Origin of the sequence: Pseudogemmobacter sp. W21_MBD1_M6 (assembly GCF_052119585.1) — a bacterium.
GTDB lineage: Bacteria > Pseudomonadota > Alphaproteobacteria > Rhodobacterales > Rhodobacteraceae > JBGQOJ01.
On the sequence record NZ_JBGQOJ010000010.1, the window covers coordinates 92,025 to 104,063 of the forward strand.

The following is a 12,039-nucleotide window of genomic DNA, read 5'->3' on the forward strand; positions in this document are numbered from 1 at the left end:
GGCCGAAAATAGCCGAATGTGCAACGGCTCAGGCCTTGGGATGGGATTTTTCGTAGACTTCCATCAGGCGCGCGGTGTCGACTGCGGTATAGGCCTGCGTGGTTGACAGGGACGCATGGCCCAGCAATTCCTGAATGGTCCGAAGGTCGCCCCCCGCGCTTAAGAGATGCGTCGCAAAGGAATGGCGCATGGCATGGGGCGTCGCAGTGGCGGGTAGGCCAAGCTGCATGCGGGCCTGCTCCATCGCCTTTTGGATCAGACGCGGCGACAATGGCCCGCCGCGTGCGCCACGAAACAGCGGCTGGTCCCGCTCGACCGGATAGGGACAGGCGCGGGTGTAACGGGCGACGGCATCGCGTGCGACGTCGATCACGGGCACGATGCGTTCCTTGCCGCCCTTGCCGATGATGCGCAAAACCTCTGGCAGGGGCGCGTCGGCGCCGGTCAGCCCCAGCGCCTCTGATATCCGCAATCCGCAGCCATAAAGCAGGGTAACGGCGGCGACATCGCGCAGCGCGATCCAGTCGGTGCGCGATTGCAGTTCGACGGTTTCGATCATCGCGCGGGCGGCGTCTTCGGCCAGAGGGCGCGGCAGCTTTTTCTGGAACTTCGGGCTGCGGGTGGCCAGAACGGCGGTCGGGTCGAAATCCTCGCGCTCTGCCAGCCAGCGGAAAAAGGTCTTGACCGCCGACAACGACCGCGCCAGCGACCGCGCGCCCACACCGCGCGCACGCTCGTGCGCCATCCAGGCGCGCATGTCGGACAGGGCAAGCGTCTTTAGCGGGGCGATTCCGGTGCTGTCGCCAAAATGTTGGGTGATGAACGCCAGAAAGCCCAGAACATCGGTCCGGTAGGCTGAAATCGTGTTCGCCGCCGCGCCGTCAAGCGATTTGAGGTGGGAAAGCCACCCCTCCATCGCATCCCGCGCGGCGGGGGAAATCATCACGACAGCCAGCGGCGCATGGCTCTTTCAAAGACGCCCGCAAAGAAGGCCAGAAGGTCGGTGCCCTGCTGTGGTTTGAATTGGTGCGGGTCTTCGGCGCCCAGAACCAGCATGCCGGGCAGGCGGCCTGCGCCAAAGTCCAGCTTCAGCGCGGCCTCGGACCTGATCCAGTCAGAGGCTTCGCCGTAGATCACGTTGTCGTTCGGTTTCAGCTGGCGCAATGTGACCTGTCGCACGGGGATATTGCGCCCGCCGGTCAGATAGGCGTCGATGAAACCCGGTTCGGCGGAATGCAGGACCGCCCCCAGTTTCCGGATCGCCGGATCGTCGCCCTTTTGCACCGTTTCCAGCACCAGCTTGACGCAATCCACCCGCAGAATTTCGGCCACTTCAACGCCAAGGTTCTTCAGGAAGGCTTCGAATTCGACGGGATCGAGCATTTTCAGAACCGCGCGGTGAACCTGATTTGTGCCCGCGAGGTTTTCATATGCGGCGGCGATCACGCTGCGATGGGTATCCTCGAGGCGGTCAAGACGCGCCTCGAGCCGTTCCATGGCAATGCCGCGCAGATCGACGATATTCCCGCCAAGTTGCTTTTCGTTCGCGGCGATCAAGGCACGCATCAGGTCATGATCTTCCAGAATCACATCCGGGTCCGCGATGATCTTTTCGCGAAGGTCGTCCTGTATCAGGGCGCTGTTTGTCATGCCTGCCTCGTCTTGTTTCGCGAACTATAGCGCAGGTTACAGGATTTTCTGACCGGTTTTTTCCCAGTCTTTCAAAAACTGCGCAAGACCGGCGTCTGTCAGCGGGTGATCGGCCAGCTTTTTGATGACCGATGGCGGTGCGGTGATCACATCGGCACCGATGCGCGCGGCGTCGGTGATGTGGTTCACAGTGCGGATCGAGGCCGCAAGGATCTGCGTTTCAAAGCCGTAGTTGTCATAGATCTGGCGGATATCCGCGATCAGTTCCATGCCGTCGATGTTCACGTCGTCAAGGCGACCGATGAACGGAGAGATGAAGGTTGCGCCGGCTTTGGCCGCCAGCAGCGCCTGATTGGCCGAAAAACACAGCGTCACGTTGACCATGTTGCCTTCGCCCGACAGAACCTTGCACGCCTTCAGGCCGGCCCATGTCAGCGGCACCTTTACGGCGATGTTATCGGCGATCTTGGCCAGCTTGCGGCCCTCGGCGATCATGTCGTCGGCTTCGGTGGCAACCACTTCGGCGCTGACGGGGCCGGACACGATCCCGCAGATTTCCTTGGTCACTTCAAGAATGTTGCGACCGGACTTCATGATCAGGGAGGGGTTGGTCGTGACTCCATCAACCATTCCCAGATCGTTGAGTTCGGCGATTTCGTTGATCTCGGCTGTATCGACAAAGAATTTCATGGTTTTTGTCCTGCTTGGGTTGGTCTTTGGTTCGGCTGTGTTCTAGCCTATGCACGGGCTTGCTGAAAGCCCTTTAGGGAACCTGCCGTTTGTCTGACCTGCAATTTTTTCACGAAGGCGCCCTGATCGGTGTTCTGACCGCGCAACCGCTGGACCGTGTGCTGGATTACAAGGCACCCGAAGGCGGATGTATGCTGGGGGCCTTTGTCGAGGTGCCGCTGGGCCCGCGCAAGGTGCTGGGGGTTGTCTGGGGCGAAGGGCAGGGCGGATATGACCTTGCCAAGGTGCGGGCCGTTATCCGTGTGCTGGATGCCGTCCCGATGCGCCATGAAATGCGGAGCTTTCTGATCCGGGCGGCGGATTACACGCTGACGCCGCTGACCGCGATGTTGCGGCTGGCCACCCGGTCGCCGGGCTTGGGTGATCCGCCCTCGATGCGCAAGGTTCTGCGATTGGCGAATGCCGACCCCGATCGCGCCACCGACGCGCGGCGGCGGGTGATCGGGGTGATGCAGGAATACGGCGGGCTGGCGTTCACCCCTGCCGAACTTGCGGAATACGCGGGTGTTGGCACGGGCGTGATCAAGGGATTGGTCAAGCAAGGGGTCATTGTCGAAGAGGACACGCCGCGTGATCTGCCCTATCCGCGCCTTGATGCGGGTCACAGTGCGGTGGACCTGACACCCGAGCAGGCCGAAGGATCGGCCAGATTATGCGCCGCTGTCGCCTCTGGCAAATACGGCACGACCTTGCTGAAAGGCGTTACCGGATCGGGCAAGACAGAGGTCTATCTGGAGGCGGTCGCCGAATGCCTGCGCAAGGGCCGTCAGGCGCTGGTGCTGTTGCCGGAAATCGCACTGACATCGGAATTCCTGACGCGGGTCGAGGCGCGGTTCGGCGCACGCCCCGCCGAATGGCATTCCGGCGTCACCACGACCGAGCGCCGCCGCTGCTGGCGCATGGTGGGCGAGGGGGAGGCGCAACTGATTGTGGGCGCACGGTCGGCGCTGTTCCTGCCCTACCGCGACCTTGGCCTGATTGTGGTCGATGAAGAACACGACACATCCTACAAGCAGGAAGAGGGTGTGATGTACAACGCCCGCGACATGGCCGTTCTGCGGGCTGCCATCTGCGGGGCGCAGGTGGTTCTGGCCTCTGCAACGCCCAGTCTTGAAAGCTGGGTCAATGCAGACGCGGGCAAATACACTCGCCTGACGTTGACCTCGCGGTTCGGAGCGGCGGTGATGCCGGACATGAAGGCGATCGACATGCGGCCAGAGGCGTTGCCGTCGACCCGCTGGATCTCGGATGTTCTGGCGGGCGAGGTGCGCAAGCGGTTGGCGAAGGGCGAACAGTCGTTGTTGTTCATCAACCGCCGCGGCTATGCCCCGATTACGCTGTGCCGCGCGTGCGGGCATCAGATCGGCTGTGACCATTGCGACGCGCGCATGGTCGAACACAGGTTCCAGAACCGCCTTGTGTGCCACCAGTGCGGCGAGACGAAACCGATGCCCACGATCTGCCCCGGTTGCGGTGCCGAAGACCGGCTGGCCCCTGTTGGTCCGGGGGTAGAGCGGTTGGGCGAGGAAACCGCGGCGCTGTTCCCCGATGCCCGCGTCGCGGTCTTGTCGTCGGATCTGTTCGGATCGGCGCGGGCGCTGAAGGCGCAGATCAAGGCAATCGCGGATGGCGAGGCCGATATCATCATCGGAACGCAATTGGTGGCCAAGGGGCACAACTTTCCTTTGCTGACCCTTGTGGGGGTGATCGACGCCGATCTGGGTTTGCAGGGATCGGACCTACGGGCCGCCGAACGGACATTCCAGCTGATGCGTCAGGTTGCGGGGCGGGCGGGGCGGATGGACAAACCCGGCATGGCCCTTTTGCAGACCTACCAGCCCGAACACCCCGTGATCCGCGCGATTCTGTCCGGCGACGAGGAGGGGTTCTGGAAGGCCGAGGCGGAAGAGCGCAAGGCTGCGGGGGTTCCCCCTTACGGGCGGATGGCGGGGATCATCCTGTCGTCGCCCGATGTTGCGCAGGTCTTCGATCTGGGGGCACAGATGGCGCGGCATGACGGCCCTTTGCGGGCAATCGGGGCGCAGGTCTACGGACCCGCACCGGCCCCCATCGCGCGGATCAGGGGGCGGCACCGTGTGCGGTTGCTGGTGAAAGCCGAAAAGGCGGCACCTTTGCAATCGGCGCTGCAGAAATGGGTGGCCCAGTTCAAGATCCCGAACAGCATCCGTTTGCAGATTGATATTGATCCCCAGAATTTCTTCTAAGGTTTTCGCGGATTTACAGTAGGCTGGCCGGACAGGGGTGGCCCGCCTTCGGATATTTGCGATCTGCCGCCTGTCCAAATGGGCAGGTTGTCGCGTGCCGTTTCAATATGTGATCAGGGGCGTCGGTTCGGTAAATATCGAGAAAATGTCTGTAATCAGGGAGAGCGTGTGGAAAACTGGGACGACTACCGGATTGTGATGGCACTGGCCCGCTTTGGATCAATGAGCGATGCCGCGCGGAATATCGGCACCAATGTGACGACTGTCTCGCGGCGGATCCAGCGGCTGTCCGAAGGCACGAACGAGCAGATCGTCACCCGCACGAAGACCGGTTGGGCGCTGACGGGGCACGGGGCCGCGCTGGTGGAGCTTGCGGAAGAGTTCGACAGCCGTCTGGCGGAATTGAACGCGGGCGTCCTTCAGGAAGACACGGCGTTGCGCCGGATCAGCATCAGCACAATCGAGTTTCTGATGCACGAATGCCTGATTCCGTTCCTGCCCCTGTTTCAGGAAACCTGCCCGAATGTCGAACTTGATATCATCACCAGCGACAAGACGGTCAGTCTTGCCTATGGCGAGGCCGATCTGTCGGTCCGTCTTGGCCGTCCGACAGAAGGGCGGCTGATCGGAAAGCAGATCGGCGAAGTCCCGATCGGGTTTTTCCGCAATGAAGGGTCAACGAACCCCGATTGGGTCGGGTTGCCAAGGGAACTGGACTGGACAGCGGAGATGCAAGCGGCAGAGGCGTTTTTCGGGCGCCCACCCAAGATCCGGCTTCAGACATTTCAAGCGATCGTATCGGCGGCGGATATAACCGGACTGGGATGCGTCGCGCCCGGATTTCAGGTGCCCGAGGGGGCGAACCTGCGCCCCTTGCTTGGGGCACAGGGCGAAGGACAGTGTAGTGTGACGCGTGAAATCTGGTTGGTCTTTCATGAAACCCGGCGCAAGGATCCGACCCTGCGGCGGGTTGCGGACTGGATCGAACATTGCTTCAAATCCATGCACCTGTCTGGCAGATAGGACCTACCCTGCCTGCAACCGGCCCGCGCGCTGATCGACCATGAGGTCGGTTGCCATAGCCCCCGCCCACATAGAGGCCAGCGCCAGCCAGGCGGTGCCCACAAAGATAGACCCCCCGGTCACGCCCGCCCCGATGGCGCAGCCGCCTGCCAGCATCCCGCCAAAACCCATCAAGGCCGCGCCCAGCATCGCGCGCCGCATGTTGGCTTCTGTCTCGAACCCTTCGAACTTGAATTCCCGCGTTGCGACAGCCGCCAGAAAAGCGCCCAGAACAACGCCGGGCACCAGCCCCACATCGAATTCCAGAACCGCGTTCCGGCTAAGGAAAAACATCAGGCTATGCGCCGACGGGCCGGTGAATGTCGCACTTTCGATCTGGACGGGGTCAAAGGCTATCTGTGCCAGCCCAAAGGTCAGCACCCAGCCCACGGCAACAGAAAACCCGACACCAGAGGCAAAGACCAGCCGCGACAACCCGATCCGGTTGCGCCGCGATATCACAAGGGCCAGCGCGGCGATCATCAGGCCAAGCACCAGCCCCGAGGCCGCAGGCAAACCCGAAGCGTCGAGCAGGTTCACGTTCTTGCCGCCTTCGGTCATCCAAAGCGCCGCCAACCGGTCACGCAAGGGCGACAGCATGCCCTGAAGGCTCATCTGGGCGACAACGGCGAATATCAGGCCCGAAACCAGCGACCGCAGGTTGCCAGATGCCGCCAGCACCAGCAACCGGCCAGAGCACCCGCGCGCCAGAACCATGCCAACGCCAAAGACAAGCCCGCCGATCACGGCCCCCGACCACGATCCGGTGACGGCCATCATGCGGGCATCGGCAGGGCGCATCAGCCCCGCAAGCGCTGCGGCCTGAACCCAGACCAAAGCGGTGGAAAACGTTAGCAACCAGACCGATACGCGAGGGCCCATCTGGCCACGCGCGAATTCCACCGTGGCCGCTCGCAGGCAGAATTTGGACCGCTGCGCCGCGACGCCAAAGATCAGGCCGGTGATCAACCCGAACAGAGCGGCGGTGGGGGCCTCGCCGATGCGATTTACAATGCCAAGAATGTCCATTCGTCTGCCCTTTTCGTATGTTTGCTGCTTGATGCCAGAATGGCAAAGGGGCGACATTGATTCAGATCATAGGGTCAAGTTTCACTCGCCAAGGTTCGGGTTTCCGCATATCTGCGAGGGATGGCTTCACATTTCGCACCCTTCCCCCTTGCCGAAGCGCGGCATCTTCCGCGGTGGCGACGACCGCAGACGCTGTTGTTCCTCATGGCCTTTGCCATGCCGATCGCCTTTGCCACATGGTCGGCGCTGCTGAACAACTTTGTCATCGAGGTGGCGCATTTCGACGGGGTCCACATCGGGTGGCTTCATACCGTCCGCGAGGTTCCGGGATTTCTGGCGATCGGGGTAATCGCCCTGATCATGGTCATCCGCGAGCAGGTGCTGGGGTTGATCGCGCTGGCGCTGCTGGGCTGTGCCACGGCGCTGACCGCGTGGTTTCCCGGCCTTTACGGGATTCTGACGCTGACCCTGCTCAGCTCTATCGGGTTTCACTACTTTGAAACGGTCAACCAGTCGCTACAGTTGCAGTGGATCCCCAAAGACCGCGCGCCGCAGACTTTGGGCTGGATCGTCGCCATGGGGTCGGCCGCTTCGCTGGTGTCCTACGGGCTGCTGGTCGCCACGTGGAAGACGTTCGATCTGTCTTACAATACGGTTTACATGATCGCGGGCGGCACCACCGCGCTGATCGCGCTGTTCTGCTTTATCGCCTACCCACAGTTTGAATCGCCACATCCGCAGTTGAAAACATTTGTCCTGCGCCGCCGTTACTGGCTGTATTATGCGCTGCAATTCATGTCCGGTGCGCGGCGCCAGATCTTCACCGTCTTTGCCGCCTTCATGATGGTCGAAAAGTTCGGCTTTGAGGTGCACGAGGTCACGGCATTGTTCCTGATCAACTTTTTGGCGAATATGATCTTTGCACCCCTGATGGGCCGCGCCGTTGCGTTCTTTGGCGAGCGCCGGATGCTGATGTTCGAATATGCCGGGCTGATCTGCGTGTTCCTGGCCTATGGCGGGATCTACTATGCCGGTTGGGGTGTCCTGCTGGCGGCAACGCTGTATGTCATCGACCATCTGTTCTTTTCGCTGGCCTTCGCGCTAAAGACCTATTTTCAGAAAATCGCCGACCCGCAAGACATCGCGCCGACAGCCGCCGTGGCCTTTACCATCAACCACATCGCGGCGGTGTTTTTGCCGGCCTTCCTGGGCTATCTTTGGGTGACATCGCCGGGGGCCGTGTTTTTTCTTGCGGCAGGGATGGCGGCAACGTCGCTGGCGCTGGCAATGTTGATCCCGCGCCACCCGGTCAAGGGTCACGAGACGGTGTTTTCACGCGCGCTGCCCCTGCCGGCAGAGTAGAACGCAGAGTGGAAAATCGCGCGGACCCGCTTATATACAAAGGCACCCCGTAAACAGGAGACCTGCAATGTTCGGCCTTTCCCGCAAGAAAACCGATATGATCACCGCCAAGGACGCCCTTGCCGGTCGCGCAACCGCCATCCCCACCGCCAAAACCCATTTTGTGAACGGCGCGCCTTTGTCGCTGGATGTTCCCCATGGGATGGAGGAGGCGATGTTCGGCATGGGCTGTTTCTGGGGGGTAGAGCGTATCTTCTGGCAACTGGACGGCGTCTATTCCACCATGGTCGGCTATGCGGGCGGATATACCCCCAATGCGACCTATCAGGAGGTCTGCACAGGCCAGACCGGCCATAACGAGGTGGTGCGCGTGGTCTATGACCCTGCGGTCATCGGCTACGACGACCTGTTGCGCGTTTTCTGGCAGGGGCACAACCCGACCCAAGGTATGCGACAGGGCAACGACAGCGGCACGCAGTACCGTTCGGGTATCTACACCTATACCGCCGCGCAAAAGACAGCGGCAGAGGCGTCGCGCGCCGGCTACGCGCCGCGTCTGGCCACGGCGGGCTTTGGCGCGATTACCACAGAGATTGCCGATGCGCCGACCTTCTACTTTGCCGAAGAGTATCATCAGCAGTATCTGGCGAAAAATCCGGCGGGATATTGCGGCATCGGCGGCACAGGCGTGACCTGCCCGATCGGCACAAACGCCTGACGCATGGCTTGACGGGGGCAGGGGCGCGGTCTATCCGCGCCCTAACCCGTTTGAAAGGTCGCTGACATGCCAACCTACACCGCCCTGACAACCCTTGCCGACAAAGACGCCGCCGAAGCGATGGGCGAGGCGATGGAGATGATGACACCGGAACCCACCGGCGTCGGCGTGTTCGAGATCGAGGATGGCAGCGGCTTGTGGGAGGTCGGCGGCTATTTCGTCGAGGCACCGGACAGCGCCGATCTGGCCTTGCTTGCCGCGGCCTATGACGCCGCGCCGTTCGCGGTGTCCGAACTGCCCGAAACCGATTGGGTCGCCAAAGTCCGCCGCGATCTGGCCCCGGTCGTCGCCGGGCGGTTTTTCGTATATGGCAGCCATGATGCCGACAAGGTCCCCGCGGATAGCATCCCCCTGCTGATCGAGGCCGCGATGGCCTTTGGCACCGGCCACCACGGCACGACGCTGGGCTGCTTGCGCGCATTGGACCGTCTGGCAACGGCTGGGTTTGTCGGGTCGAACGTGGCCGACATCGGCTGCGGAACGGCTGTTCTGGCGATGGCTGCGGCCAAGATCTGGCCAAATCCGGTTCTGGCAAGCGACATCGACATGGTCGCCGTCGATGTGGCGGTTGCCAATGTGGCCTGCAACGCGCTGGAGGGCCGGGTGACATGTGTCGAGGCCGCAGGGTTCGACCACCCTGTGCTGTCAGGCGCCGCGCCATTCGATCTGGTCTTTGCCAATATCCTGAAAGGCCCGCTGATTATGCTGTCGCCCGATATGGCCAAGGCCATTGTTCCGGGTGGCTATGCGATTCTTTCGGGAATTCTGAATGAACAGGCGGATGAGGTTGCGGGCGTTTATGCACGCAATGGATTTAATGTGGTCCATCGTGAAGAGATTGTTGACTGGACGACCCTGACGCTTGGCAAGCTTTAACGAAAACCCTTGTTTATATGGCTGAATCCACGGGGTTGCCTTAGTATTGCCACAATGTGTCTTAATAAAGGCATGCGGGCGGGGGCCTGAACCTTCGGAGGCTGTTATGGCTGATGCCAATCTCCAGGATTTCGGTAAACGGTTGACCAGATTGAACAGTAAACATCGAAAGATGGCGCAGGGGTATATTACCTCTGTAAATCATGACGGCCTTATCATTGCACGACCAAGACGCAGCGGCCCGCGAGTTCCCGTAAAGGGTTTGGTGCTGACGCTGATTGCCTTGTTCGGTCTGAAAGGGTTCCTGTATGTGAACCTTGGCGCAATCACCTACACCGAACGCGTTGGAAAGCTGCAAAGCGGCACTGTCGTCGAACAGTTCGGCGCCTATGTCATGCAGGCCGACCCTGTAACGCTTTGGGTTGCGGATCAAATTCACAATGTTCTTAAGTGAATTTTAAAAAGGTATTCAAAGAAAATTCATTTCATACGAGAAAGGCCGCGCCGGTTTTATCCGGTCGCGGCCTTTTGCCAATGTCGAAAACGACAGGAATGCCGACAGCGACTACTTGCTGCCTGCGATCGCCTCGATATCGCCACGGCACAGGCCGATATCGTCCAGCTCGCGGTCGGTCAGCTTGGACAGCGACGACCGTGTGACGCGGGCATCGTTCCAGGTTGCAACGGCCGCAAAAGTGTTCATCACGAATTTGGACAGGCGGCTTCCGAAAGAAGAGCCGGTGGCCAGAGGGCGGGTGGTGTCAAAAGCTGCCATTTCAGCGGTCCTTGAATGCGCAACACGCCTTATGCTGTTGCCTTGATGACCGTCATCTAGGAGCTAATATTCTGCACAGCAATACGGTGCGATTGCATAATAACTATGCGTTTTATGCATGGCATCTTTCGGATGAAAAAGGTCGGTTTCCGGGGCATGCTTCAAAGGCGACAAATGTCGTTTTCAGGCAGGCGCGCGACGTATTGCATCCGCATTTTATGGATTGCCGCGAAAATGGAGTAAACATCCTGCAGAAAGTCTTAAGACTGGCGGATGTTCGCGTTTCGTGCTACTGCGTCAAAAAAGAAACAACTTTATTGAGTCAGGACAGGGCATGCGGGTTTTGGGGATTGATCCGGGGCTTCGGAACATGGGTTGGGGCCTGATCGATGTCGACGGGTCGCGACTCAGTCATGTGGCGAACGGGGTCTGCCACTCTGTCGGGGATGATCTGGCGCAGCGACTTCTTAGCCTTCACACGCAGATGACCGAGGTGGTCCAGCGCTATGCGCCCGACACTGCCGCTGTGGAACTGACATTCGTGAACAAGGACGGGGCTGGCACGCTGAAACTGGGGCAGGCGCGGGCGATTGCGCTGCTGGTTCCGGCGCAGGCGGGGCTGACCGTTGGTGAATATGCACCCAACGCGATCAAGAAGACGGTCGTTGGCGTCGGGCACGCGGACAAGGCGCAGGTTGCCCATATGGTAAAGCTGCAATTGCCGGGTGTCGTGCTGATGGGGCCCGATGCGACCGATGCGCTGGCTATTGCGCTTTGTCATGCGCATCATGCAAAGTCGGCAGGGCGGCTGGCAGCGGCCCTTTTGCAGGCTGAAAACAGGTCACAGATGAAAGCCGGGGCATGATCGGGAAACTAAGTGGCAGGATCGACTATCGCGGGACCGATCACGTTCTGATCGATGTGCGCGGGGTCGGGTATATCGTCTATTGCTCTGACCGGACGCTGGCCGGCCTGCCCCCGGCGGGCGAGGCGGTGGCGCTTTATACCGAACTGTTGGTGCGCGAGGATCTGTTGCAGTTGTTCGGCTTTACCACGCTGGTCGAAAAGGAATGGCACCGCTTGCTGATTTCGGTTCAGGGGATCGGGGCGAAGGCCGCGATGGCCATACTGGGCACGCTTGGCCCCGATGGCGTTGGCCGCGCGATTGCCCTTGGCGACTGGAACGCGGTCAAGGCGGCCCCCGGCGTCGGCCCCAAGATTGCCCAGCGTGTGGTGCTGGAACTGAAAGCCAAAGCGCCCGGCGTCATGGCGATGGGCGGCACCGTGGCGCAGGCGCAGGGAACGGAACAGGCAGACGTGATCGAAAGCGACCCGCCCAAGGCCCGGCCCGCCCCCGCCCCGAACCCCAATGCCTCGGCGCAGGCAGAGGCGCTGTCGGCGCTGTCCAACCTTGGCTATGCGCCGGGCGAGGCCGCAGGGGCCGTGGCCCAGGCCGCTGGCGATGCCCCCGGGTCCGACACATCCACCCTGATCCGCGCAGCGCTGAAGCTGCTGGCACCAAAGGGCTAGGG

13 protein-coding genes are annotated in these 12,039 nt (G+C 61.1%); 8 read left to right on the forward strand and 5 right to left on the reverse strand.

What is annotated here, in order from left to right; translation table 11 throughout:
* Positions 1-28 precede the first annotated feature (28 nt).
* From ACEN2R_RS11950 to fsa, 3 genes are read right to left on the reverse strand one after another with little or no spacing between them, the layout of a single operon-like run.
* Positions 29-943, reverse strand: coding sequence for a tyrosine recombinase XerC (locus ACEN2R_RS11950; protein WP_442042447.1), 915 nt, complete (start codon positions 941-943; stop codon positions 29-31).
* Positions 943-1,650 (reverse strand): DUF484 family protein, encoded by a 708-nt coding sequence (locus ACEN2R_RS11955; protein ID WP_442042449.1) that lies wholly within the window; start codon positions 1,648-1,650, stop codon positions 943-945. The genes ACEN2R_RS11950 and ACEN2R_RS11955 overlap by 1 nt, the downstream gene beginning before the upstream one ends.
* 36 nt (positions 1,651-1,686) lie before the next feature.
* A complete protein-coding gene (gene fsa, locus ACEN2R_RS11960) occupies positions 1,687-2,340 on the reverse strand; it encodes a fructose-6-phosphate aldolase (protein ID WP_442042451.1) in 654 nt (217 codons plus the stop codon).
* An 89-nt stretch (positions 2,341-2,429) separates the two neighbouring features.
* On the opposite strand from fsa, the gene ACEN2R_RS11965 reads away from it, so the two are divergent.
* Together ACEN2R_RS11965 and ACEN2R_RS11970 are read left to right on the forward strand one after the other, a co-directional pair.
* Positions 2,430-4,625, forward strand: coding sequence for a primosomal protein N' (locus ACEN2R_RS11965; RefSeq protein ID WP_442042453.1), 2,196 nt, complete (start codon positions 2,430-2,432; stop codon positions 4,623-4,625).
* A gap of 168 nt (positions 4,626-4,793) precedes the next feature.
* Positions 4,794-5,648, forward strand: coding sequence for a LysR family transcriptional regulator (locus ACEN2R_RS11970; RefSeq protein WP_442042455.1), 855 nt, complete (start codon positions 4,794-4,796; stop codon positions 5,646-5,648).
* A 3-nt stretch (positions 5,649-5,651) separates the two neighbouring features.
* On the opposite strand, the gene ACEN2R_RS11975 is transcribed toward ACEN2R_RS11970, so the two are convergent.
* Complete coding sequence (locus ACEN2R_RS11975; protein ID WP_442042457.1) at positions 5,652-6,716, reverse strand: YeeE/YedE family protein; 1,065 nt, start codon at positions 6,714-6,716, stop codon at positions 5,652-5,654.
* A 120-nt stretch (positions 6,717-6,836) separates the two neighbouring features.
* Here ACEN2R_RS11975 and ACEN2R_RS11980 point away from each other — a divergent pair, with 120 nt between their 5' ends.
* The 4 genes from ACEN2R_RS11980 to ACEN2R_RS11995 all read left to right on the forward strand — a co-directional run bounded on the left by ACEN2R_RS11980 (position 6,837) and on the right by ACEN2R_RS11995 (position 10,186).
* Positions 6,837-8,078 (forward strand): MFS transporter, encoded by a 1,242-nt coding sequence (locus tag ACEN2R_RS11980; RefSeq protein WP_442042459.1) that lies wholly within the window; start codon positions 6,837-6,839, stop codon positions 8,076-8,078.
* A 67-nt stretch (positions 8,079-8,145) separates the two neighbouring features.
* The gene (gene msrA, locus ACEN2R_RS11985; RefSeq protein ID WP_442042461.1) at positions 8,146-8,796 is read left to right on the forward strand and encodes a peptide-methionine (S)-S-oxide reductase MsrA; all 651 of its coding nucleotides are present in this window, start codon (positions 8,146-8,148) and stop codon (positions 8,794-8,796) included.
* Between the two features lie 66 nt (positions 8,797-8,862).
* On the forward strand, positions 8,863-9,732 hold the full coding sequence (locus ACEN2R_RS11990; RefSeq protein ID WP_442042463.1) for a 50S ribosomal protein L11 methyltransferase: 870 nt from the start codon (positions 8,863-8,865) through the stop codon (positions 9,730-9,732).
* A gap of 265 nt (positions 9,733-9,997) precedes the next feature.
* Positions 9,998-10,186, forward strand: coding sequence for a hypothetical protein (locus ACEN2R_RS11995; RefSeq protein ID WP_442042465.1), 189 nt, complete (start codon positions 9,998-10,000; stop codon positions 10,184-10,186).
* A gap of 111 nt (positions 10,187-10,297) precedes the next feature.
* On the opposite strand, the gene ACEN2R_RS12000 is transcribed toward ACEN2R_RS11995, so the two are convergent.
* The gene (locus ACEN2R_RS12000) at positions 10,298-10,507 is read right to left on the reverse strand and encodes a DUF1127 domain-containing protein (RefSeq protein WP_442042467.1); all 210 of its coding nucleotides are present in this window, start codon (positions 10,505-10,507) and stop codon (positions 10,298-10,300) included.
* A 334-nt stretch (positions 10,508-10,841) separates the two neighbouring features.
* Here ACEN2R_RS12000 and ruvC point away from each other — a divergent pair, with 334 nt between their 5' ends.
* Together ruvC and ruvA are read left to right on the forward strand one after the other, a co-directional pair.
* A complete protein-coding gene (ruvC, locus tag ACEN2R_RS12005; protein WP_442042469.1) occupies positions 10,842-11,372 on the forward strand; it encodes a crossover junction endodeoxyribonuclease RuvC in 531 nt (176 codons plus the stop codon).
* The gene (gene ruvA, locus ACEN2R_RS12010; protein WP_442042471.1) at positions 11,369-12,037 is read left to right on the forward strand and encodes a Holliday junction branch migration protein RuvA; all 669 of its coding nucleotides are present in this window, start codon (positions 11,369-11,371) and stop codon (positions 12,035-12,037) included. Before ruvC ends, ruvA begins: the two co-directional genes overlap by 4 nt.
* Positions 12,038-12,039: the final 2 nt, after the last annotated feature.